A 24,169-nucleotide genomic window follows, 5' to 3' on the forward strand; every position below is an offset into this window, starting at 1 on the left:
CCCGTTTGAATTTATTTACCTACCTAGTCATCTAGGTCTATTTTAAGCTCATCTAGCTTAGCTTTTAAGGTTTTAGAAATGGGATAGGCATCGTAGTTTTGGTTAAAACTTGCCTTCTTAGTTTTTTTAATCTTGGACCTTAATATATCAAGATCAGTTTTAAGTTCAAGGGCTGTCATCCTCACTGCCCCCTTCACAAGGGCCATGTTTTGGACTTGCCCATCGTCTGTAACTACCTTGACGTTGTGCCTTCTGGCAATTCTTGCTAGCTCTGCCTCAATATAGGTATCAGCCGTTTGAAACCTCTTGGTAAAAACTATCTTCATCCCATATTTTTCGATGCTCGTTTCCTTGAGCCTATCAAGGTTGTAGGCATCAAAAACTATCACCAATTTTTCCCCGGTAAGAAAGCTATACTCAGCTAAATCTTCTATGAGATTATCCCTTGCTGTTGCTAAGCTTTCTCTGGTAGCTTCCCTTAGTTTTGGCCACTTATTTATTACATTGTAGCCATCGACATAGGTTATATTTTTCTTAACTAAAACCATTTTGTCTTAAAACCTCATACATGGCAATGGCTGAGGCTACAGATGCATTTAAGCTATTTACAAAACCCTTCATTGGTATATTAATAAGTATATCACAATTTTCCCTTACAAGTCTAGATAGGCCCTTGCCTTCGTTACCAACTATCAAACAAACCTTACCCTTAAGGTCCACTTGATCGATTGGCGAAGAGGCCTCACCAGCTAGTCCATAGACCCAAAATCCTGCTTCTTTGATTTCTTCTATGGCCCTGTTGGTGTTTTTAACCATGATAATATTTATATTGTTAATAGCTCCTGCACTGGTTTTATAAACTATTGGACTTACGGATGCACTCCTTCTTTCAGGAATAATCACCCCGTCAAAGCCAAAGCTTTCTGCGCTCCTGATGATTGCACCAAGATTGTGAGGGTCCTCGATTTGGTCAAGGATTATAAGCCTTTGGTATTTATCCAAATCTCTTAAGTCCTTGTACTCAAATGATTCTGCCTCGACCATAACACCCTGGTGGTTCAATTCTATTTTATCAAAAAATCTCTTATCTACAAAATTTATCTCAACATCCGCCTTATTGAGCTTTGCAATAATTTCTTCGACAATCTTAGAATTTTGTTTGATAACAAAGGCCTTATAGATTTTTACACCTGAATCAATGGCGTCGATTACAGGTTTTCTGCCGTAAATCTTATCCATCAGCCTATCTCCCACTTGGTACCTTCTCTGGTATCCTTAAGGATGATGCCCATTTCTTTAAGGTCATCCCTAATTTTATCAGCTTTTGCAAAATCTTTTGCCTTTTTAGCAGCGTTTCTCTCTGCGATTTTTTCTTCTATAAAGGCTTCGTCTACTTCGCTTTCCTTCTTCTTGGCAAGAAGTCCAAGGACATCATAGAGTCTAGAGTATGTTTCAAAAGTTTTTTCCACAAAATCTTTTGAAGAATCACCATCTAAATTTGTATTGATGAATTTTGCTAAATCAAATAAAACTGTGATGGCATCTGCAGTGTTTAGGTCATCTTCCATTACACTTACAAATTCATTTTCCTTATCAACTAGGATTTGAAGTAAATCTTTTTCCGCACTTGAAATTTCTTTTTCGCTTGTCTTTGCGAGTAATTCTTCCGCCTTGAAATAAGCATTGTTTAGCCTATCTAAAGATGCTTGAGCCTGGTCGATTATTTCCTTAGTAAAATTTATTGGCTGCCTATAGGATGTTGTAAGAAGCCAGAACCTAATAGTCATCAGGTCGTATTCCTTCTTGATATCATCAAGGGTAAAGAAATTTCCGACAGACTTACTCATCTTTGATCCATTTACCTGAATCATCCCGTTGTGCATCCAATAGTTAGCAAATTTCACTTCATTTAGGGCTTCAGATTGGGCAATTTCATTTTCGTGGTGAGGAAATTCCAAATCTTCGCCACCGGCATGGATGTCAATTGTATCTCCCAAAATTTTCTTATTCATGGTAGAACATTCTATGTGCCAACCTGGTCTACCCTTACCCCACGGGCTATCCCAGGCGACTTCACCGGAAAGCTTAGTTGCCTTCCAAAGGGTGAAATCTGCAGGGTTTTTCTTTTTTCCTGCGTCATTGTCATCAAGCCTTTGGCTTGCACCATGAACTAGATCGTCAAGATTTTTTCTTGATAATTTACCGTAGTCAGTTTTTTTGCTTACATCAAAGTAAACATCGCCGTCTGAAACATAGGCCATACCCTTATCAATAAGACCCTTAACGAAATTTATAATATCATCCATAACCTCGGTTGCCCTTGGGTGGATAGTATCTTCTTCGTCTAGGTTTAGGGCTTTGGCATCTGTCACGTATTGGGCAATGTAACGGTCTGTGACTTCCTTGGTTGTGATGCCCTCTTCGATAGATTTTTTTATAATCTTATCGTCAACATCGGTGAAATTTACCACATAGGTCACATCATAACCCCTATAGGTCATAAAACGCCTAAAGGTGTCAAAAATCACCAAAGGTCTGGCGTTTCCTATGTGCATATAATCATAAACTGTAGGTCCGCAGACGTACATTTTTATTTTATTTTCTTCAATTGGTTTAAATACTTCCTTAGTTCTGCTAAGAGTATTGTAAATCTTCATTAAAAATTATCCCTTACGTATTCTAGCCTATCCTTAACTAGGTCCTTACCCATTATTAAAAAGGCATTTGATAGGTCTGGTCCATGAACTGAACCTGTAACTGCCGCCCTTACTGGGAACCATAGGTCCTTACCCTTGATACCTGTTTCTTTTTGGATAGTTTTCATAACTGATTTAGCAAAATCAGCGTCAATTTCATCTACTTGGTCAAGTTGGTTTAAAAATGCAGCAAAGAGAGTTTTAGCATTTTCTGTTGAAATTGCCTCTTTTGCGTCATCGTCATATTCTATTTCATCACTCTTGATATAGTAGTTTTTAGCAAGTTCTGGTGCATCTGAGAACTTATCAATGGCTGATTGCCATGTTTCTGCAAGGAGAACTAATTTGTCGTGGTCATAAGATTCGTCAATTAAGCCAGCCTTAATCATGTATGGCTTGATGTCTTTGGCAAGTTCTTCTGGACTTAATTCTCTTACATAGTGACCGTTAACCCAGTCAAGTTTTTTCTTGTCAAAAACAGCACCAGTTTTATTTACCCTGTCAAAATCAAATTGTTTTGCTAATTCTTCCATGGTGAAGATTTCTTCTTCACTGTCTGGTGACCAACCTAGGAGTGAAAGGAAGTTTATAAGACCTTCTGGTGTATAGCCTTCTTCAATGAAGTCTTCTACCATGCCGTCGCCGTTTCTCTTTGAATATTTTTTGTGGTCCTTATTTAAAACTGTAGGTAGGTGGATATATTCTGGAGCTTGCCAACCAAAGGCTTCGTAAAGATAAACGTGCTTTGGTGTTGATGAAATCCACTCATCGCCACGTACAACGTGGGTAATACCCATCAAATGATCGTCTACAACTACAGCAAAGTGGTAGGTTGGGTAACCATCTCTTTTTATAAGGACTTGGTCGTCTTGGTCGTCAGTATTAAAGGTAATCTTGCCCTTAATCCTGTCATTAAAGGAAATATCATAGTCCTTAGGTAGTTTTAGTCTAACTGTGTGCTCTTCCCCATTGGCAACTCTTTGTTTAGCTTCTTCTAGTGGAATAGACCTGCAAAGACCATCGTATTTTGGTGTAAGGCCATCAGCTCTCATTTGGTCTCTAACCTTATCGACTCTTTCTTGGGAGCAGAAGCAATAGTAAGCCTTACCTTCTTCGATTAATTGGTCGATGTATTTGTCATAGATGCCTGCCTTCACCCTTTCTGATTGGATATATGGACCACAGTCACCTTTTTCTGTAACATGACCATTTTCATCAAGCATAACACCTTCGTCAATTTCTACTCCAGACCATTTTAGAGCCTTTAGAAGGTTCTCTAAAGCGCCTTCAACAAACCTAGTCCTGTCTGTGTCTTCTATTCTCAAAAGCATCTTTCCACCAGTATGCCTTGCGTATAGGTAATTAAATAGGGCTGTCCTAAGACCACCTATATGCAAATATCCTGTTGGGGATGGTGCAAATCTTACTCTAACTTCGCTCATTAATAACTCCTTTTTCTTTCTATTTTTCATCAAATTCGTCTTTTAGATAGATAAGTAAATAAGGGAAGTAAAACTTCCCCTCCTAACTTAACCTTAACTCATCTAATTATAACATCTATTACTACAAAAATCAACCTTGTCAAGGTTGATTTTTATTTTTTTGATAATTTTTTGCCTTTTATTAAATTATTTTTTCTTCATCGTCAAAAACCGAAGTCCTAATAAAAATTTTTGCTCCCTGATTTTTGATTTTATCGAAGATTCTCAAATCATTTTCGTCCACAGCTACAAGCTCTGTGAGAGATTTTTTACCAATTGACAAATGAATTATGCCAACATTCACTTCTTTGATTGAAACACCAGCATCCAAAATTTTTTCTAAGTCGCAAGTTGTTTCTACAAGCAAAAAATACGCTCCCTCATTTTTGTCTAGAAAATCTTTTACACCTGACACCTTCAAATAAGTTGATTCTATTTCTTCTGGAATTGTAAGGTCCATCACCTCAATTCTAATTGGGTCTTCGGCAGTCCTATCATTGGCAATGATTACCTTTTTTAGGCCATATTTCTCACACCAGTCCTTCACAAGCTGGCCACTTGCCAGCCTAGAATCGATTCTCGCTAAAGAAATTTCTCCCATTAGACTCTCCTAATGACCATTTGGCTTGGATCATCAATTATAAGATCTGGGTTGGCATCTTCAAGAACCTTCCTATCTCTGAACCCCCAAGATACACCAACAGTAAAAATCCCAGCATTTTTTCCACACTTCATATCTACTTCGCTATCACCAAAATAAATAATATCTGAAAAATCAACCCCAAACTTTTCCTTTAAAATCATTATGCCTGCAGGTGATGGTTTCCTTTCATAATCTCCCCTATAACCAAGGATAGCATCAAAAAAACCTTCCCCAAAAACAACAGGAATGACCTTCTTACAAGTTTCGTCAGGTTTGTTTGAGAAACAAACAAGAGGCTTTCCTGTTTTCTTAAGTTCATCAAGCGCCTCTTTCACTCCGTCATAGGCCTTAGTAAGGTAGGCTGGGTCATCATCGTAGGCCTTATTATAAGAATCTAAAAAATTTTTCCTAAAAGCTTGATCCTTGCTTGCACCAACATAGTCGAGTGTTTTTTCACATAGGACAACTGGTCCATTTCCCACAAAAGCCTCAACCTTATCTTTTGGACAAGAAGGCAAATCAAATTTCTTTAAAGTTTCATTTATAAAATAAGTTATGGTATCTATTGTGTATAACAAGGTACCGTCTATATCAAATATATACATCTAATCCTCGCTTTTTTTATTATTGTACTTTTCTTTAAAAATTTGTGTACGATAAATATTTAAAGAAAGTTTTCCACTTTTAGGGTATAAATATAGGTAAGATAATATTTGCAATAAAATATTAAATGAGAAAATATTTAAGAAGGAGTTTATGAAAGAGATTAGAAACCTAACCATGCTTAGTGATTTTTATGAGTTCACTATGTCTAATGGTTATTACGAAAACGGAATGAAAGACACCGTCGCAGTCTTCGATGCCTTTTACAGAAAAAATCCTGATGGTGGTGGCTATGCGATTTTCGCAGGTCTAAATGATATAATTTCCTATATTAAAAACCTCCACTTTACCGACGAAGATATAGAATATTTTAAGGACCAGGGTGGTTTTTCTGAAGGATTTTTAGAATATTTGAGAAATTTCAAGTTTACTGGAGACGTCTATGCCTTTCCTGAAGGATCAGTTATGTTTCCGGGCGAACCAATTGTTACTGTCAAGGCGCCAATCATAGAGTGTTCTATAATTGAAACCTACTTGCTCTTATCAATGAATTTTAATTCCCTAATAGCTACAAAGACCAACAGGATTGTATCTTCAGCTGGCGACAGGCTTGTTATGGAATTTGGGGCAAGACGTGCTCAAGGTGCTGACGCTTCTATTACAGGTGCAAGGGCTGCCTACATAGCTGGTGCCCCTATCACATCCAACACCTATTCGGCCAAAAAATATGACTTTAAGGCCTCAGGCACCATGGCCCACTCTTGGATTCAGGCCTTTGATTCAGAGTACGAAGCCTTTAAAACCTACTCAAAAATGTACCCAACTAATTGTATCCTTTTAATTGATACCTACGACACACTTGAATCTGGCCTTGTAAATGCCATGAAGGTCTTTAAGGAAGAACTCGTGCCAAGGGGACTTACAGGTGGAGTTAGGATTGACTCAGGAGATTTGGCCTACCTTTCTAAGGAAGTTAGAAAAAGGCTTGATGAAAATGGTTTTAAGGACTTTAAGATTGTCGCTTCAAATTCACTTGATGAATTTAAAATTGAATCCCTCCTTGCCCAGGGAGCAAAAATCGACTCCTTTGGCATAGGTGAAAGGCTAATTACTGCCAAGTCTGACCCTGTTTTTGGTGGGGTTTATAAGCTTGTTGCAATCGAAAAAGAAGGTGAGCTTGAAGCTAAAATCAAAGTCTCTGAAAATGTAGAAAAAATTACAACTCCAGGCTTCAAGAAAGTCTACAGGCTTTATGACAAAGAAACCGGCAAGGCAGAGGCAGATTATATAGCCCTTAGGGACGAAGAAGTTGACGATTCCGAACCTCTTGTAATCTTTGACCCACTTTTCACTTGGAAGATGAAAAAAATGAAAAATTACAAGGCAAGACAAATGCAAGTTAAAATCTTCGAAAAAGGTAAGCTAGTCTACGAGGAACCTTCCCTAGAAAAAATCGCCGCCTATAGAAAAGAAGAAGTCGCAAGCCTTTGGGATGAAGTTAAGAGGTATGATGCCCCACACAATTATTACGTAGACCTTTCCCAAAAACTTTGGAATTTGAAACAAAAATTAATTATAGAAGCAAAATCTAAATAAAAAGAGGCAGCTTAGGCTGCCTTTTTTGTGCTTAAATTTTTTGGTAAATTTCTTCCAAGACTTCGCTGGTTCTTACATTAACTTCTTCTAAGCCTTCGTCGCCTAAGACTTGGATTTTAATATTTTTAGATTCTTTATATAGGTTTTCTGCCTCGTTTATATTTCCATCAAACTTTGCTAAAATAGCTTTCGAAAGATTTTGTAAGCTTACTACAAAGGGTTTTATTTCCCTATATAGGTCTTCATTTGCGTGATTTTTTTGGTAATATTCTGCGGCCTTTATTTTTTCTCCCAAAAGATAGTTTAGAGTTTTTAAATCTTTTTGATCAAAGGCTCTTTTAATCTCCCTATCTTCACTAAATTTCTTTCCCTCTGTCCTCTCATAGACCAAGGACCCACAAAAACTAGAAGCAAGTTCAAATAAATCCCCACTCGCCTTTGGCTCCAAAAAATTTATTGCCTTTATAAAGGCATCTTCCGGCTCGTATGCTAGAGGATTTTTCAAATATTCACCCAATTGGTAGATTGCTATTTTTGAAGCTTCTGCCTGGTTCATTGGATTTAGGTAAAAGCCGTCAAAGTTTAGGTCTTTTGAATCGTAAAATTCAAAAATTTCCATAAAAATTTTATCCGGCCTATAATCATTTACTGGCCAATTAAACCAAATATATGGCTTTTTGCCGGTTCTTTTTCTGAAGTCTTCGTTTGACTTATGAGAAATCGGTGCGACAACCTGGTTGCCGGTCCACATGACGTTAAGATTTTTAATATCCCTCAAGAGGGCTTCGTATTCATAACCCTGCTCGTTAATCCAAGCGTCATTGTACCAAGGGTGGACAAAGTAAAGATGATTTCCTGTCTCCTTTTCCACAAAATCTGCCAAGTCCCTTATGAGATTCATGTGGGCATTTCTTTTTTCATAGGCGACTGCTTTGTCGATATCATCCATGCAAAGTCCAAAAGACCTAACACCAGCATCCATCAATTGCCTGTACTTGGCAAAAATCTTAGAAATTTCTTCATCATAAAGATCAAAGTCAAAGGGATTTTGCCCTGGATGGATAGCCCAGGTAAATTCTATACCTTCTTCCCTGCTAAGCTCTGCTAGGGCCTTAATCTTTCCAATCTCTTCTTCTGGATAAGGCTTGCGCCACTCTTTGTTGTGGTAGGGATCGTCTTTTGGTGCATAGATATATTGGTCCATGTCGATCTCTGCGAGAAATTTTATCATCGACATTTTTTCTTCAAAGGTCCAGGGAATACCATAAAATCCCTCTATAATACCTTTTTTCATCTTAGACCTCCATAGGATTCGCTTCTATGATTGTAAGTTTTCCTGTAATTTTATAATCCTTAGCAAAATTTGTAATTATAAAGAAATCTCCTTTTTTAAGAGGATAAACTTCTCCGTCTATTTCAATTTCTCCTGCCCCTTCAATTACAGATTCTAGGAGGTAAGGCTTTGCTCTTTTAAAAACACCTTCGGATTTAAACTTAAATTCTCTAACTTCAAAGTATTCATTTTCCGTTAGGATTCTCTCCTCATAACCTTGTTGGGATATTTTTTGGATTTGTCCTTCTTCCTTGATTATTTTTATGGCTTCTTTGGATTTTTCTAAGTGAAGCTGTCTTAAATTTCCATCAGCATCCTTCCTATCATAGTCATATAGCCTATAGGTGATGTCTGAAGCTTGTTGTATTTCAAGGATTAGGGAGTCTTTTTTTATGGCGTGGACTGTGCCTGCCCTGACAAAGAAAAAATCACCTTTTTGGGTAGGCACTTCCCTTAATAGGTCAGTCCATTTTCTTTCATCAATTAATTTTATAGCTTCTTCTTTGCTTTTAACCTTTAGGCCAAAAACAATTGACGCATCTTCCTCATTTAGGATATACCAACACTCAGTCTTGCCCTTTGAATTTTCAAGGCGAGCTGCCATTTCATCATCCGGGTGGACTTGGATTGAAAGGTCGTCTGCTGCATCAATTATTTTTACCAAGAGTGGAAAATTTTCTTCTTTAGAATTTCCAAATAAATCCTTGTGGTTTCTGTAAATATCTCTTAGGCTTTCTCCCTTAAAGTCACCATTTGTGACGACAGACGAAGCACCTTCCATGCCAGAAATCGCCCAATACTCTCCTGTCTTATCTGATGGAATAGGGTAAGCATATTCGGTTTTAAGCCTAGCTCCTCCCCAAATTTTCTCTGAAAACTTCCCTTCTAAAAATAAAATTTTTTCCATTTTAGTCTCCTATACTCTCGTAAATCCTCAAAGTTTCTTCTATGTGACCATCGTTTAGGTTGTTTATGTTATCATAGGGCACGCCCATTACAACTAGGATGTATTCCTTGTTGTTTTTCACAGCAAGAGTTGCCCAGCAAAGTCCAGCGTCATCAGTTGTTCCAGACTTGCCTCCAATTATTTCAAAGCCATTTTGCTGGTATTTTTTTAGGTGGTGGAAAATTGTTGATTCTAGGTAAACCCCGTCTGGGTGATTGACTGTTGGACTTGTCTTGAAGTCTTTTTTTGTAAAAATCGCCCTAAAATTTCCATCCTTAAGACTATCTTTTATAAGCATGGCACAATCTTTGGCAGATTGGTAGTTTGAAGGATTATCCATACCGTCGGCATTGGCATATGATGTGTTTTTCAATTTCAAATCTTTTGCTTCCTGGTTCATGAGGTCTACAAAATTATCCATAGACCCAGATATATTTATGGCAAGACTGTCTGCAGCTTCACCAGCTGACCTTAGCATGGTTGCATATAACAAGTCCCTATAGGTTGTAGTTTCTCCTCCATTGAAGCCTGCCATTGATGCATTCATTTCAACCGCTCTGTAATAAGCATCTGTATCTACAGGAGCTATCTGACCGAGATCTTTTATGTGCTTTAAGGCTACCCTTACAGTCATAATTTTTGTAAGTGAAGCCATTGGCAACCTTTCATTTTCGTTTTTAGCAAGGACTTCCTTATCATCAGTTAGGTTGTAAAGGTAGACTGCCTTTGATATAAAATTTTGATCCTCAGCCTGTTTTTTGACCCTAGTGCTAATAAAAACAGCTATAATCAAAAGTAAGGCAATTATAAATAAATTTCTAATCTTTCTCATACTTCTATTGTACACTAAATTTCATTTTAAATAATTAATTTTTTTGTAAGTTTTAAAGATTACTCTTAAAAATTTCTAAGCTTAAAAAGAATCTGTTAAACCTTATCTGCTTTAAATCGCCCCGGAAAAATTTAGAAAAGCAAGCCTAAAATCTCTTATAAATACTTGCAATTGATTATTTCTATCAGATAGTAATATCGAGGTGAAAAATATGAAAGATATAATTATAATTGGAGCAGGCCCTGCCGGTGTAAGTGCAGCCTTATATGCAAAGGCTCGTGGCAAGGACCTACTTTTACTAGAAAAAGATAGGGTAGGTGGTCTAATTAGCCATGTTTCCAAAGTTAGTCATTATGCTAGTCTTGCCGATAATGAATCAGGTGAGGAATTTTCACAAAAACTAAAAGACCAACTCGCCTTTTCTAAGATTGACGTAACTTATGAAGAGTGTTTGTCTATAGAGAAAAAAGACGACTTTTTCCTTGTAAAAACAAATAAAAATACCTATGAAGGTAAAAAACTTATATATGCGGCGGGTTCTCACTTAAAAGAACTTGACATGGACTACAAGGGCTTCGAGGTTAAACATTGGCCATATGGCAATGAAGAAAGCCTTAAGAATAAAACTGTTGTAGTAAACGGTGGATCTGATGGAGCCAGCAAGGAAGCCTTATATATAGCCAAATTCGCCAAAGAAGTCCACATAGTTCAAAATCAAGATGCTCTTATGTGCATTGACGAATTTAAAAAGCAAATCGAAGCTTCAGATAAGATAAAAGTCCACACATCTACAAGCCTTAAAGATATAGAAGTAAGAGATGATAAGTGTGTTAAGGCCATCTTATATGATTGTGTAATTGAAGATAAAGAAGGCATAGAAATCTATGTCCAAATCGGTCAAAACGGCAATACCGACCTAGTCAAAGACCTAGCCGAAATAAAAAATACCTTCCTTGCTGAAGACATAAGTTCAAAAGTTGACGGCTTATTTTTCGCAGGAGATGTTAGAATTAAAGATGTAAAACAAATAGCCACAGCTGTTGCCGATGGCACCCTTGCCGGTATAAAAGCAAGCAAGTAAAACGACAAAAATAGGGCTCCCCTTTCCAAGTGGATTAAGGGGTGCCCTTTTTAAATTTTTATTTAATTTTTATTTTTTAAATAGTCGCTAATTGTTCTACCAGCTTCATAACCTGATGTTACTGCCCAACCAAAATCTGCTCCTGGTATAGAGTCATCTCCACGAGCACCACCGGCTACATCGCCTGAAGCGAAGAGACCTTCAATAGCCTTACCTTCTTTGTTGATTACCCTTAGTTGGTTGTCGATTTTTAATCCACCCAAGGTTGTTGCATATCTTGGCAATTGTTCAACAACATAATAAGGACCATTTTCGCTAATCTTAGCCTTCATATAGTTAGGATCTCTGCCGAAATCTTCATCTTTTTTATTCGCTACAAAACCATTGTATCTCTCAACAGTTTTCTTCAATCCTTCTGGATCAATTTTTACCTTTTTAGCTAGTTCTTCTAGGCTATCAGCCTTAGCAAAATAAGGAATTTTTGCTCCATCTGTTGCTATCCAATCATCAAGCATTTTCTTTGTAATACCATAGCCTGCAACATTATCTTCAAAAGCCTTGTAGGTAGCAGCATCCATTATCAAGAATAGTCTGCCATCTTCTTGTTTTTCCATTTCCTTAACAATGTTAATACCAGCAGATCTTTCATTTACAACTCTGTTTCCTGCCCTGTCAACCAAGATTCCTGATACATCCCAAGTTGCCATAGAGCCATTATAGGTTGATTTTGCTATGCCTGGTTTCCATTCAACACCATTTTCAAAAAGTTCAACATAGCCTTGGTTTACAACATCTGCTCCAATGTCTTGAGCCATCTTTTGACCTTCACCTTGGGCAAGTTGAGCACCATAAAATACAAATTTATCCAAGCTTTCAGGAAGCATTTCTTTATTGGCACCATAAGAACCTGTCGCAAGAAGAACTGCCTTAGCCTTTACTTCTACAGGTGTACCGTCAGACATTGTAGCCTTAGCACCAACAACCTTGCCATCTTCATAGATTAGTTCAGCAACTTTAGTATTTGTCCTTAAATCTATCTTAGTATCTTTTATTTTATCCAACAATGATTGAACAAAGCCAGCACCTGCTCCTTCATAGATCATAGCCCTATCTACGCTATTTTCACCAAGTGAAGTTAATTTTTCAGGGATTTTTGAACCAACATAATCAACAGTCCAATCTGTTGCTTCTCCCATCTTCTCAGCATAAAGCTTCAAATCTTCTGGTATAGACTTTCCACCACCATTTTTCATATTATCTTCATATACAGACTCTACGCTATCATTTTTAACACCATAGACATCTTTTTGATTTTTGGAACCAGTAATCAAAGCAAAACCACCAGATAAGGCAGTATGGCCACCTGGCATAGCATTTTTCTCTAAAACTGTAACCTTATTACCTTCTTGGTCTGCTGACAAAGCTGCACTAAGTCCAGCTCCACCACCACCTACAACTAATAAGTCAGTGTCTATATTGATTGCTTCTTTTGGTTCTTCTTTTACTTCTTTTTTGAAGTCTTCACTACCATGAGCTTCATCTATTGCCTTAGATACTGCTTGTTTAACAGCATCAGATGTGACAGTTGCTCCGGTAATATTATCAACCTTACAGGTTTGATGTTCTAAGATTCTATTAATTATTTCTTTGAATCCTGTATCTGCAATTGTTGGTGTTTCAGAAGATTCAACTACATCTATTTTTTCAATCTTATTATCTTTAAAAGTCACAGATAATTTGATATCACCATTATGTCCTGTAGCTACTTCTTCAAAGCTACCATCATCAATGCTCTTTTCGGCTTTTGCAGGTTGTTCTTTTTCTTTGGTGTCTTCACTTGCCTTCTCATCTTTGCTACAAGTAGAAAGAGGAAGAAGGAGGCCAAGTGCGCCTACTAAGAATATATTTTTTTCATATTACTATCCTTAAAATATTCTGTTTGTGTAATATTTACTTATAAAGTACACCTTCTATTTACCTAAAAATCAAGGATGATCCCCTTGATTTACACTTTGAAGACGTTTGTAATAACCTCTTTTATATTTGCTAACTGAATAATTTTTATTGCTTTAAAATCCTTTTGCTCTAGGCTATTTTTTGCTAAATAGACTTTTTCATAGCCAAGTCTTTCTAATTCCTTAACTCTTTGCTTGGCCTGAGGCACTTTTTTAAGTTCTCCAGTAAGACCTACTTCTGCTATAAAAACCACCTTATCTGAAACTGGTTTTTTAAGGTAGGAAGATGCTATCGACATAATTATAGCGAGGTTTACAGATGGTTCGGATAATTTAAGCCCACCTGTAGTTTTTATTATGACATTCATGTCAAATAAGTTAAGTCCTGCTCTTTCCTGAAGGATAGAAATTAGGGTGTTTAGGTCATCTCGCCTTAGGGAATCGCCAATTCTTTGGGGATATGGCATGAAGGACTTTGACACAAGCGACTCTATTTCCACTTCTAAAAGCCTTGAGCCTTCCTTGGTCACAGAGATAGCTGAGCCTTCGATTTCGCTATCCCTTTGTGTGATGAAATATTCACTCGGATTTGTAATTTCTATTAAGCCTTCCTCATCCATCGAAAACAATCCAATCTCCCCTGTCCTTCCAAACCTATTTTTGCTTGAAGTTAAGACTCTTAGGTCTTCATCAGGACTTCCATCTAGGATTAGGACTGTATCTACCAGATGCTCGAGGGTTCTTAGACCTGCCATTTCACCAGTCTTTGTCATGTGGCCCACCATGATGAAGGCACGTTTTTTCTCTGGATTTTTTGCCATTTCCACAGCCTTACCTGCGACTTCTATGGTCTGGGTAGGAGATCCTTGCTTGTTGTCAAATTCTTGGAGGGAAAAAGTCTGGATGGAGTCTAGGACTACTATGTCAGCACCAGTTGCCTTTATTTCCTTAATGGCAAGGTCCATAGAATTTGTCGAAAGGATCCAAAGATTTTTTGGTTCATCTTTCATTATCCTTTGCGACCTTGATTTTATCTGACTTTCACTTTCTTCTCCTGATACGTAGAGTACTTTGAGCCCCTCGTCAGCATAAGATTTTGATAATTGTAATAAAAGTGTAGACTTACCTGCACCCGGTCTAGCTGTAAGGATAGAAACCGAATCACGAACAAGTCCTCCTCCCACAGCTCTGTCGAATTCTTCGTAGGCTGAGTGGATTCTCTCCGATTCATTTATTTCGATTTCCCTTAGCATTTTAGCTTTTTTATCATCATCAAGGACGACTTTGTTTCCCACTTTTTCTTCCTTGATGGTTGTTTCAACTAGGCTTCCCCACTTCTTGCAAGCTGGACACTGGCCTGCCCAAACATTTTGGATATGTCCACAGTTTGTGCATTCGTAGGCTTTTTTTACCTTAGCCATTGATTGCCTCCACAAACCTATTTACAGAAAATTCATAAACAGCCCTCTTTGGATTTTCCTTATAAATTTTCGCAAAAATATCCCTTGGTACAATCCCAAAATCAAGCATAGACTCAAGTTCGTCTAGGTATTTATTTTCATTTTCCTCAAGAACTGGCCTAATTATGTCAATTATATCTAGGACGTGTTGGAAAATTTCTACATTTTCATAAAGAGCAAAAATCCCCATCCTAGTTGCATTGCTCTTAAGCTTTTGGGCCTGGTCATAAGTCATATCAGAAAAAAGTTCATAGACCTTATCTAAAGTTTGATCATCAAAAAATATGCCCTTTATTAGAGCGGCTGCCGCCATGTTGTAAGGATATGGAATATTATCCGGCATCCTAATTTCAATGTAGGATTTCACCCTCACATCTGGGAAGACTATAGAAAGGGCGTGGTTTACCATTTCATCAGTATTTTCTTCTGTCATTAATTCGTCTAAGGTTTTCCTGCCTATATAAGTTTCACCATCAGGTGTTGGCATGAAAATCATAGGTGTATCGAGAATTTTTTCGGCATATTTTTTATAAGATAGGTCAGAATCAAAGGCAAAATCATAAAGCCCAGTCCTGTCCCTGTCTGTATATTCCCAAATTGTTTGTCTTAAGTTCCTGTCGATATAAATTTCACCTTCAAATATCAAGGAATTATCAAAGACTGAATACAAAAATGGGCTAAGGGCAGAAGCTAGAAAATATTTCTTTTTGAAATCTTCTTCGTTTTTGAAATCCACTGCCAACTGCATGGAGCTAGTTCCTTTCATCATATTGTGGGCAAACTCTCCCCCATATTTTTCAAAATACTTGTACATGAAATCGTAGCGAGTCTTTGGAATAATCTTTATTTCATCAATTTTAGATTTTGGATGATAGCCGAGAGCAACTAAAAGAAGGCCCCTTCTTTCAAAAATAGGAACAAGTCTTTCCATGTGGGTCTTGTAAACTTCAAAAAGTTCACCAACAGAGGCCTTAGCCCTTAGGGCAAGCTCAAATTGACCAGCAGGCTCTATTGAGATATCGACACTGCCATCAGAAAAAGCCATGCCAGTTTCATCAGCTTTTTTATAGCCAAGGCTAGCTAAGTCTTCAAGAATCTCGCCTACCCCGTCGTGGCCATAAAAAGATTTGCTTTCTAAAGTATCCTTATTAACAACAAAGTGTTCTATTTCAAAGCCCAACCTAAAGTTCTTTTCGTCCTTTTCACCAGCCTTAATAAAATCTACAATTTTTTGAATCTTTTCTAATCTTTCCATAATAACCCCTTTACTCCTATCATTATACGAATTTTTGAGAAATAAACCAAGGTATAATAAACCTATGAAATACGGTTATTTTAAGTCACAATTAGGAACTATAAAAATTTCCTATGAGGAAAAGATAAAGAAAATCGAATTAGTTGATGAAATTTATAAAAAAAGCCACGACCAGCCAATCTTTAATACCTTTAAAGACCAAATTTTAGAATATCTAGAAGGAAAAAGAACAAGCTTTGATCACTTAGACCTCCTGGACCCAGAAGGCACTGACTTTCAAAAATCAGTCTGGCAAGCTTTACTAAAAATCCCCTACGGAAAAACTTCCGCTTATAAAGAAATCGCAAAAATAATAGGAAGGCCAAGAGCGAACCAAGCAGTAGGCACAGCCATCGGCAAAAATCCTTTTTTAATCATAATTCCCTGCCACAGGGTGATAAAATCAGACGGAAGCCTTGGTGGATTTGCCTATGGCAAGGAAATAAAAAAAGCCCTCCTTAGAATAGAAGGGCTTGATGTTTCCTTATAATTCATATTTTAAAATAGATAATTACCAAAAATAGTATTAGACCACCAATAAATACACAGATAAGTAAAATCTCCGATTATTTTAATTTTCTTTTTACTTAAATCAGTTGTAATTATTACCCTAACAAAAAAGAGTCGGGCATCCGACTCTCTTTGTTTAGTTGATTCTATTTGTGCTTTCTCCGTCAAAGAAGTGGAGGGCTTCTGGGTCTAGGCTGAAGGTGTGAGTTTCACCTTTTCTATATTCATAATGGCCTGGCTGGCTTACTACGAGCTCTGTGCCATCTTCCATTCTTGAGTAGATTATTTGTTCCTTGCCTAGCATTTCTATAACTTCAATAGTTGCAGTTACAGAGTTATATTCGTGTTCACCTGGTATAAATCTTTCTGATCTTATTCCAAGATAAACTTCCTTACCCTCATAATTTTTAAGTGCTGCTGCATCTTTGTCGTTTGCTTTTATTTTCATAAGGCCAGACTTGTTGACAAACATACCATTTTCTATTTTACCTTCTATGATGTTCATAGTTGGTGAACCGATAAAGCCTGCTACAAAGAGGTTTTCTGGTCTTTGGTAGAATTCATTTGGTGCTCCTACTTGTTGGATTTTACCTTGGTCAAGAAGGATGATTTTTGTTGCCATGGTCATAGCTTCTGTTTGGTCGTGGGTTACATAGCAGCTGGTTGTTTCTAGCTGGTTATGAATCCTTACAATTTCAACTCTCATGTGCTCACGAAGTTTAGCATCAAGATTTGAAAGTGGTTCGTCCATTAAGAATACTGATGGTTTTCTTACTATAGCACGACCTAGGGCTACCCTTTGTCTTTGACCACCTGATATGTCTGATGGTCTAGAATATAGGTAGTCTCTTAATTGCAAAATGTCTGCTGCTTCTTGCACTCTTTGGTCTATGACTTCTTTTCTCTCATTTTTCATTTTTAGGGAGAAGGCCATGTTATCATATACTGTCATGTGTGGGTAGAGGGCGTAAGATTGGAATACCATGGCAATGTCCCTATCCTTTGGCTCTACTGTGTTCATTATTTTGTCGTTAAAGTATAGGGTACCTTCTGTTATTGAGTTAAGGCCCGCTATCATTCTTACTAGGGTTGATTTTCCACAACCTGAAGGACCTAGGATAGCACAGAAATCTTTATCTTTGATATCAAGATCGATATTTCTAATAGTAAACTTATCCCTTCCTTCATATTTTTTTCCTAAATTATCTAATTTAACTCTCATTATTTTATCCTTTCACTGCACCTGATGACAATCCTCCAACTAACTCATCTTGTAGGAACAAGAAGAGGAGCATAACAGGGATGGCTGATAAGAAGCCTCCTGCTGCAAAGGCCGGTTGGTTCATATTTCTAACGTCTGATATTAGGGTGAATAGGCCTGTTGCCAAGGTGTAATCTGCTGGATTTGTCAAGAGTATTTTTGGCATCATGTAATCAAGAAATGGTCCTATGAAACATTGAAGGGCTATGATTGCTAGCATTGGTCTTGCAAGTGGCATTATTATTAGCCTATATACTTGGAAGTTTGAACATCCATCTATCCTTGCTGCCTCATCAAGCTCTTGGGATATAGAATCAAGGTAACCTTTTAAGATAAAGGTATTACCTGCTATGGCCCCACCAGAATAGATTAAAATCAGCATCATTGTACGAGAAAATACCGGTACTACACCTGAAATAATTGTGTGTATAGCATAGTAAGCAGTGATTCCTGCGAAGGCTGGGATAATCTGAACTAGCATTATGGTTATAAGACTTGCTTTCTTGCCCCTAAATCTGAATCTTGAATAAGCATAGCCTGTGAAAGATACAAAGATTAGGGTGAGGATTGTTGTTGCTGTTGCTATTTTCAATGTATTTACTACCCATCTTAAGAACTGAGTTTTTTCAAATAAATACTTAAAGTTATTTACAGAAAATACAAAGTCGCCTGTCATTGATATATATTGGCCTTGGTTGCCATTGAATGATGAAACAACCATGATTACGAGTGGTACAACGATAATCGCAGCCCATATAAATAAGATTAGGTAGGAAAGTGTCAAGGCTACCTTGCCTGCAGTTGTAAGTGGCTGGAGGTCTGATAGGTAGAGGTCTTTATTTTTCTTTTTCTTAAACATACTAATACTCCTTGAAGGCTGATGATTTCATGTAACCAAAGAAGGAAATGATTATGAGTATTATAGAGATGAATACTGTAATCGCAGCTCCTATCGCCTGGTACTGACTGTTCATAGTCAAGTTATAGATGTATGAAATCAAAATATCACTTGATCCCGCTAAGTTACCATAAACTTGTGGATTGAATGGTCCACCGCCGTTAAAGAGGTAAATTATTGAGAAGTTGTTAAAGTTAAATGTGTATTGGTTGATTAACATTGGAGATATTTGGAAAAGTACCAAAGGAATTGTTATCTTTAATGTCCTTTGGAATCCTGTAGCTCCGTCTATGCTTGCAGCCTCATATAAGTCCTTTGGTATAGCTTGGAGTACACCAGTTGTAAGAAGGAATATATAAGAATGTCCCAACCAACCTTGAAGTAGCACTAGGGCTGTTCTTGTTTGAACTGTGTTATTTTTAATGTCTAACGATGTGTTAAACAAAGAATTTACAGCCTCTGTTATTACACCCCCACGACTGGTCATGATTGAGAAGAACATGATTGTGATGAAGGCTGGTATTGCCCATGGCAATAAATAAATAGTTCTAAAAAACTTCTTACCTTTGATTCTTTCGTTATTAACCATAAGAGCAAAGATGAAGCCCAATACAATCGCAAGTGTAGAAGCTGCGATTGTCCACATAATTGTCCAACCAAAAATATGCCAGAAGGCCTTACCTGCTATTCCTTGACCACTTGCTATAGAAATATAGTTATTTAGACCAATCCAAGTGAACTTGTTTTGGTGTTGTGGATCCATATTTGTAAAGGAAATTAGAATAGCTGTTACGATTGGTACTATTACTATAAAAACAATTACCAAAAGAGCTGGTGAAGTTATTAGGTATGGGAACCCATCAGTTCTTAGGTACTTCCTTGTTTCAAAGAATGAATTTGGTCTTATGCCTTGGATTTCTCCCTTTTCAGTCCTATAGGCATCTAGAAATGATCCTATAAGGATGCAAAGTCCAATTAGGATAAAGGCTAGGGCTAAGATTCCCTCTATCATAAAGATTATAGACCTATCAAGTCTCTTGCCACCTTGGGCTAGGGAAATAAGACCTGCGATACCGTCTCCTTGGTAATTTCCAAAGCCAAGCGCATAAGGAATAGCTATAAAATATACAAATAAGGCACCGATGAAAAACATCAAAGCTTTTTGCCATTGACCATTTAATAGTTGGCCAAGACCTGGGATTGGTGCTGTAATTATAGATTTAAAAGGTCTTTCCTTTTCTACTTCTATAGGTGTCCTTCTCCTAGCATCTGATCTTTCTTCTTCCAAAATCTTTAAGGAGTGTTTAAGATCTTCTTTAAGCTTATAGTTATAAGATTCAATCTCTTCTTTTATTGATCTTTCAGGATTCCTGTAGTCTATCTTTAGGTTTTGATCTTTAAACTTTTGTTTTAATTGTTCTTTAGTAGCCTTATAGGCTTTTTTAGATATTCTTTCTTCTTTGAAAGCCTCTTCGATTTCGGCTACATCGTGTTCATATCTTTCCTTAAGAACCTTCCTATCAGCTTCGATAAACTTACTTTCTGCTTCGATATATTCGCTAGTCAAGTTTTTTTGACGTTCTAAAGCATCTTTTAAGCTGTCTTTTAAAAATTTATCGTGGTCTAAGATTTTTGGTATCTCATTTACATCAAGCTCATTAAGCCTGTAGTCAAGAAGACTATCATAAGATAAATCTTTGTTTTCCTCATAGAAAGACCTCATCTTCTCTGCCACGAGTTTTTCTATATATAGGTCTTTTAATTTACCATCTGTTGGAAGGTGTTTATCAGAACTAGCCTCACTTTTCGCTTTTTCTAGGAGGGCTTTTTTCTGATTTTCATATTCTTTTAACTTAATATTGTATGGATGGTTTGCTTTAGTATATTTAGGGCTGGAACCGATTTCTTTAGCTTCAATCAAATCTATAATGTATTGATTCTTTCTTGGATAAGTCCTGCCCCTCCTATCTATAAGGCTTTTTTCATAAGTCATTATCATTACCTTTCTTGTCTTGTTATTACTATTAATAAGAAAATATTTAGTATAAGTCCTAGATAATAAAATACAGATCCTATGCTAAATGAAAAAAATAGGTTGACTATACTAATAAGAGTCATTGCCCCAAAAAATAGCTTATAGGTTTTGTTAATTCCGTATTTTTTAATAGTAAAAAAGGTGTATAGGGATATAGTTATGGGATTTATAACCTTGATAAATAATGAAAAAATAATCGAGTTTAAAAAATCATCATAACTTAGTTCTGGGTTAATTTTAGAAATAGTTGTAAAAACACTTGGATCTTTTGCCATCATCATAGCTTCTAAGCTAAAATTAAGGATGATTAGCGCAGATATTATTAGTATTTTTAATAAAAATTTATTTCTTTGCTTTACTTTCTCCATAACTTTGAAATATAAGGGGCTGTCCTAATGGACGCCCCTTAATAATTTTAATGGTTAAAGTTTGCCATCATTGCTTCGAATGATGCCTTTAATTCTGCGTATGCAGCTTTTTCGTCAGCTGGTTTTACAGAGTTCCAAGATAGTATTGCGTTTTTGTAGGTATCCCATACATCGCCCCACTCTTTAAATAGTGGTCTTGCTGGAGCTTCTTTGTAAGAAGTGATTGTAGCTGCGATGATCTTCTTATCAGTTTCTGGGAGGTCCATTCCTTGATATTTTTCAGCGCTTACATTTTCTAGTACCTTACCTGTTGCCTTGTATAGGTCAGCAGCGAATTCTGGATTTACAATTTCTTTGATCATTGCTTCTGCAAGAGCTACCTTGTCAGCATCTTCTTCGATTCTAGCGTTCATTGCAAGTCCCCATCCACCTTGCCAGTGAGTAAGTGGTTTGCCTGCTAGAGTTAATTGTCCAATTGGGAAAATTTCTAGGTTGCCTTCGCCTGCTTGTTCAGATATAGGAGCTGCATCCCATGGTCCACCAAGTCTAGCTACGCCACCCTTGCCTGGTTTGAAGGTATCATCAATGTATCCCCAACCAGCGTCAGCATCGAATAATTGTGTACCAGCTTCGTTGTGTTTTTTCCAATACTCGAAAAGTGCCTTAACTGTAGCTTGTTTTTCTGGTTCTAATTCATCCCATTCTTTTGTGAAGTCTGAGAATAATTTACCATCTTTATCTTTTCCAAGAAGTTCGATTCCTGAAGAGTTTGTTGCTGCAACACCGTACCAAGCATCAAAAATTGGTAGTAAAACTGTTGATTCATCAGCTACATCGTTGATTTCAATTGGTTTTGAAAGGTCAACTTTCTTTTCTTCAGCGTTTTTCTTGTTTACATAAGTAATAAGTGTTTCAATGTTGAATGGAAAAGCAAAATATTCATCATCGATTTTGAAGTTTCCACCGATTCCCTTATCAAAATCATCCCAACCACCAATTTCTTTAGCAAGTTTTTGAGAGTCAATAGCTGCTAAAATGTCATTTCCATGTAGACCATAAAGCCTGTCTGCTGGAATTGCAAATAGGTCAGCAACGTCTTCGTTAGTTGCAGCTGTAGCATCGATTATATCTAAGTGGTCGAATGAGCCTACAGTTTTGATTTCGATGTCTGCATTTGGAAACTGTTTTTTTACACGTTCTGCAGCAGCTTTGTAATAATCTACCCAGCCTTCTTCTGCTTGCACAGTTAATTTTGCGCTTGTATCTTTATTAGCTTCCTTACCGCCTTCAGCAGCTTCTTTGCCACCGTCTTTAGCTCCACCACATGCTGCCATAACAAAGGCAAGTGATAGGGCCATTATTGTTTTTATTCCTTTTTTCATATTTCCTCCTAAAAAATGATATGAAAGCGTTTATCATATGCTTATTATATATAATAATTAGAATTATGTCAATTAAATATCGGAATCGTTCTCGAAAATTAAGAAAAAATATTTTTCTCTACCCTTAAACAAGATTGAAACTTTGCCATTTACACCTGTTTATTTTTTCGAAAAATTTTTAAAAATTTTTTTAATTCTGTTTCATTTCTTTGGGTAAACGGTACATTATTTATATAAAGAAAAGGAGATTTACTATGGCATGTACAACTATACTTGTAGGTAAAAATGCAAGCTTTGACGGATCAACCCTAGTTGCCAGAAATGAGGATTCTGGCAGTGGTTCATATAGTCCAAAAAAATTTGTTTTAATAAAATCAGAAGACCAAGTTAAGGTCTATAAAGCAGTGATTTCTAAGGTGGAAATACCTCTACCATCAAACCCTCTCACCTATACAGCCATGCCAGAAGCTGTGGCAGGTCAAGGAATTTGGGGCGCTTGCGGGGTAAATTCTAAAAACGTAGCTATGACTGCGACCGAAACAATTACTTCTAACGAAAGAGTTTTAGGTGCAGACCCCCTTGTTGTTTACCAAAAACCTGTAGGAAAAAAAGGTGATAAAGATTTTAAGGAAGAAGTGCCTGGTGGCATTGGTGAGGAAGACCTTGTTTCAATAGTCCTCCCATATATAAACTCTGCTAGAGAAGGTGTCCTTCGCCTAGGTTCCCTCCTAGAAGAATATGGAACCTACGAAAAAAACGGCATTGCCTTCCAAGACGAAAACGAAATTTGGTGGCTAGAAACCATCGGTGGCCACCACTGGATTGCAAGACGTGTCCCAGATGATTCTTATGTCATCATGCCAAACCAGCTAGGACTTGATACTTTCGACCTAGAGGATGCTCTCAGTAAGGGTGAAAACTACTTATGTTCAGCTGACCTAAAAGTTTTTATAGAAAAGCACAACCTAGACCTATCCCTTGATGGAAATATAAATCCAAGGGACGCCTTTGGCAGCCATTCTGATGCTGACCACGTTTACAACACTCCAAGGGCTTGGATTTTACAAAGATATTTTAATCCTAGATCAAACACCTATGATGGGATTGATGCTGACCTAAGACCTGACGATGACGACCTTCCATGGGCAAGGGTCCCTGAGAGGAAAATCACAGTTGAGGATATAAAATATGCCCTCTCCCACCACTTCCAAGGCACACCTTACGACCCATACAAAAAGCACGGAGACGCATCTCAAGCAGGAGCCTTCCGCCCAATTGGTATAAACAGAAACAACTTCCTAGGCCTCACTCAAATTAGAAAAGATATGCCAGAACCTATAAAGGCCATCGAATGGCTTGCCCTAGGCTCAAACGTCTTTAATACCATGGTGCCATTTTATGTAAATATCACAGATACACCAGCCTATTTGAGAGATACTACAGGCAAGGTCACCACAGAATCTTTCTACTGGATTAACAGAATCGTAGCAGCCCTTGCAGACCCATATTTCGCTGATACAGCTAATTTAATTGAACGCTACCAGGAAAAAGTTGGAAGCTTTGGTTGGGAAATGATTTATAAGACAGATGAGAAAGTTATAAAAGAAAATCTTTCTAGGGAAGCTTCTGTAAAAGTCTTAGAAGAAGCCAACCAAGAAATTGCTGACTTCCTAAAAGAAGAAAGCCAAGACCTCTTAGACCAAGTCCTCTATGTAGCATCCAACAAAATGAAAAATAGCTTTTCAAGATCAGATGCCTAATAGTGCCAGAGCCAAGCTCGGGTTTTATCTTTAAA

At 37.2% G+C, this 24,169-nt stretch carries 21 protein-coding genes; 4 read left to right on the top strand and 17 right to left on the bottom strand.

Annotation, left to right across the window (positions count from 1 at the left end; translation table 11 throughout):
* Nucleotides 1-23: 23 nt before the first annotated feature.
* The 6 genes from HMPREF1630_RS06050 to HMPREF1630_RS06075 all read right to left on the bottom strand — a co-directional run bounded on the left by HMPREF1630_RS06050 (nucleotide 24) and on the right by HMPREF1630_RS06075 (nucleotide 5,425).
* The gene (locus tag HMPREF1630_RS06050; RefSeq protein WP_037328056.1) at nucleotides 24-548 is read right to left on the bottom strand and encodes a YacP-like NYN domain-containing protein; all 525 of its coding nucleotides are present in this window, start codon (nucleotides 546-548) and stop codon (nucleotides 24-26) included.
* The gene (gene rlmB, locus HMPREF1630_RS06055; RefSeq protein ID WP_037328059.1) at nucleotides 535-1,239 is read right to left on the bottom strand and encodes a 23S rRNA (guanosine(2251)-2'-O)-methyltransferase RlmB; all 705 of its coding nucleotides are present in this window, start codon (nucleotides 1,237-1,239) and stop codon (nucleotides 535-537) included. Before rlmB ends, HMPREF1630_RS06050 begins: the two co-directional genes overlap by 14 nt.
* Nucleotides 1,239-2,657 (bottom strand): cysteine--tRNA ligase, encoded by a 1,419-nt coding sequence (gene cysS, locus HMPREF1630_RS06060; RefSeq protein ID WP_037328062.1) that lies wholly within the window; start codon nucleotides 2,655-2,657, stop codon nucleotides 1,239-1,241. Before cysS ends, rlmB begins: the two co-directional genes overlap by 1 nt.
* Nucleotides 2,657-4,138, bottom strand: coding sequence for a glutamate--tRNA ligase (gene gltX, locus HMPREF1630_RS06065; protein ID WP_037328066.1), 1,482 nt, complete (start codon nucleotides 4,136-4,138; stop codon nucleotides 2,657-2,659). Before gltX ends, cysS begins: the two co-directional genes overlap by 1 nt.
* A gap of 181 nt (nucleotides 4,139-4,319) precedes the next feature.
* Nucleotides 4,320-4,778 (bottom strand): PTS sugar transporter subunit IIB, encoded by a 459-nt coding sequence (locus tag HMPREF1630_RS06070; RefSeq protein ID WP_037328070.1) that lies wholly within the window; start codon nucleotides 4,776-4,778, stop codon nucleotides 4,320-4,322.
* Entirely contained in the window at nucleotides 4,778-5,425 is a 648-nt protein-coding gene (locus HMPREF1630_RS06075) for an HAD family hydrolase (RefSeq protein ID WP_037328074.1), read from the bottom strand. Before HMPREF1630_RS06075 ends, HMPREF1630_RS06070 begins: the two co-directional genes overlap by 1 nt.
* 151 nt (nucleotides 5,426-5,576) lie before the next feature.
* On the opposite strand from HMPREF1630_RS06075, the gene HMPREF1630_RS06080 reads away from it, so the two are divergent.
* Nucleotides 5,577-7,019, top strand: coding sequence for a nicotinate phosphoribosyltransferase (locus HMPREF1630_RS06080; RefSeq protein ID WP_037328077.1), 1,443 nt, complete (start codon nucleotides 5,577-5,579; stop codon nucleotides 7,017-7,019).
* Nucleotides 7,020-7,050: 31 nt separating this feature from the next.
* Here the strand turns inward: HMPREF1630_RS06080 and HMPREF1630_RS06085 are convergent, their stop codons facing one another.
* From HMPREF1630_RS06085 to HMPREF1630_RS06095, 3 genes are read right to left on the bottom strand one after another with little or no spacing between them, the layout of a single operon-like run.
* On the bottom strand, nucleotides 7,051-8,313 hold the full coding sequence (locus HMPREF1630_RS06085; protein WP_037328080.1) for a beta-N-acetylglucosaminidase domain-containing protein: 1,263 nt from the start codon (nucleotides 8,311-8,313) through the stop codon (nucleotides 7,051-7,053).
* Nucleotide 8,314: 1 nt separating this feature from the next.
* Nucleotides 8,315-9,259 (bottom strand): type I phosphomannose isomerase catalytic subunit, encoded by a 945-nt coding sequence (locus HMPREF1630_RS06090; protein WP_037328083.1) that lies wholly within the window; start codon nucleotides 9,257-9,259, stop codon nucleotides 8,315-8,317.
* Nucleotide 9,260: 1 nt separating this feature from the next.
* Nucleotides 9,261-10,130, bottom strand: a complete 870-nt coding sequence (locus HMPREF1630_RS06095; RefSeq protein ID WP_037328085.1) for a D-alanyl-D-alanine carboxypeptidase family protein — start codon at nucleotides 10,128-10,130, stop codon at nucleotides 9,261-9,263.
* A 211-nt stretch (nucleotides 10,131-10,341) separates the two neighbouring features.
* Between HMPREF1630_RS06095 and HMPREF1630_RS06100 the strand changes: the two genes are divergently transcribed.
* Nucleotides 10,342-11,211: an NAD(P)/FAD-dependent oxidoreductase gene (locus HMPREF1630_RS06100; protein ID WP_037328088.1), complete on the top strand. Its 870-nt coding sequence runs from the start codon at nucleotides 10,342-10,344 to the stop codon at nucleotides 11,209-11,211.
* 62 nt (nucleotides 11,212-11,273) lie between these two features.
* Here HMPREF1630_RS06100 and HMPREF1630_RS06105 read toward each other — a convergent pair whose 3' ends face one another.
* From HMPREF1630_RS06105 to HMPREF1630_RS06115, 3 genes are all read right to left on the bottom strand, one after another.
* Nucleotides 11,274-13,115 (bottom strand): FAD-dependent oxidoreductase, encoded by a 1,842-nt coding sequence (locus HMPREF1630_RS06105; protein ID WP_331279820.1) that lies wholly within the window; start codon nucleotides 13,113-13,115, stop codon nucleotides 11,274-11,276.
* Between the two features lie 101 nt (nucleotides 13,116-13,216).
* Nucleotides 13,217-14,587, bottom strand: a complete 1,371-nt coding sequence (radA, locus tag HMPREF1630_RS06110) for a DNA repair protein RadA (RefSeq protein ID WP_004827013.1) — start codon at nucleotides 14,585-14,587, stop codon at nucleotides 13,217-13,219.
* A complete protein-coding gene (locus HMPREF1630_RS06115) occupies nucleotides 14,580-15,881 on the bottom strand; it encodes a glutamate-cysteine ligase family protein (protein WP_037328090.1) in 1,302 nt (433 codons plus the stop codon). The genes radA and HMPREF1630_RS06115 overlap by 8 nt, the downstream gene beginning before the upstream one ends.
* 64 nt (nucleotides 15,882-15,945) lie before the next feature.
* On the opposite strand from HMPREF1630_RS06115, the gene HMPREF1630_RS06120 reads away from it, so the two are divergent.
* Nucleotides 15,946-16,410, top strand: coding sequence for a methylated-DNA--[protein]-cysteine S-methyltransferase (locus tag HMPREF1630_RS06120; RefSeq protein WP_037328093.1), 465 nt, complete (start codon nucleotides 15,946-15,948; stop codon nucleotides 16,408-16,410).
* A gap of 156 nt (nucleotides 16,411-16,566) precedes the next feature.
* On the opposite strand, the gene HMPREF1630_RS06125 is transcribed toward HMPREF1630_RS06120, so the two are convergent.
* From HMPREF1630_RS06125 to HMPREF1630_RS06145, 5 genes are read right to left on the bottom strand one after another with little or no spacing between them, the layout of a single operon-like run.
* Complete coding sequence (locus tag HMPREF1630_RS06125; protein ID WP_037328097.1) at nucleotides 16,567-17,652, bottom strand: ABC transporter ATP-binding protein; 1,086 nt, start codon at nucleotides 17,650-17,652, stop codon at nucleotides 16,567-16,569.
* A gap of 4 nt (nucleotides 17,653-17,656) precedes the next feature.
* Nucleotides 17,657-18,550 (bottom strand): sugar ABC transporter permease, encoded by an 894-nt coding sequence (locus HMPREF1630_RS06130; protein WP_037328100.1) that lies wholly within the window; start codon nucleotides 18,548-18,550, stop codon nucleotides 17,657-17,659.
* Nucleotide 18,551: 1 nt separating this feature from the next.
* On the bottom strand, nucleotides 18,552-20,582 hold the full coding sequence (locus HMPREF1630_RS06135; protein WP_037328182.1) for an ABC transporter permease subunit: 2,031 nt from the start codon (nucleotides 20,580-20,582) through the stop codon (nucleotides 18,552-18,554).
* Between the two features lie 5 nt (nucleotides 20,583-20,587).
* Nucleotides 20,588-20,992: a hypothetical protein gene (locus HMPREF1630_RS06140; RefSeq protein WP_004827025.1), complete on the bottom strand. Its 405-nt coding sequence runs from the start codon at nucleotides 20,990-20,992 to the stop codon at nucleotides 20,588-20,590.
* A gap of 47 nt (nucleotides 20,993-21,039) precedes the next feature.
* Nucleotides 21,040-22,374 carry a sugar ABC transporter substrate-binding protein gene (locus HMPREF1630_RS06145; protein WP_004827027.1) on the bottom strand — a complete coding sequence of 445 codons (1,335 nt, stop codon included), beginning with the start codon at nucleotides 22,372-22,374 and terminating at the stop codon, nucleotides 21,040-21,042.
* Between the two features lie 254 nt (nucleotides 22,375-22,628).
* Between HMPREF1630_RS06145 and HMPREF1630_RS06150 the strand changes: the two genes are divergently transcribed.
* A complete protein-coding gene (locus tag HMPREF1630_RS06150; RefSeq protein ID WP_037328103.1) occupies nucleotides 22,629-24,134 on the top strand; it encodes a C69 family dipeptidase in 1,506 nt (501 codons plus the stop codon).
* The last annotated feature ends 35 nt before the right edge of the window (nucleotides 24,135-24,169 follow it).

Source organism: Anaerococcus lactolyticus S7-1-13, from assembly GCF_000758765.1.
In the GTDB taxonomy this organism is placed as follows: Bacteria; Bacillota; Clostridia; order Tissierellales; family Peptoniphilaceae; genus Anaerococcus; species Anaerococcus lactolyticus.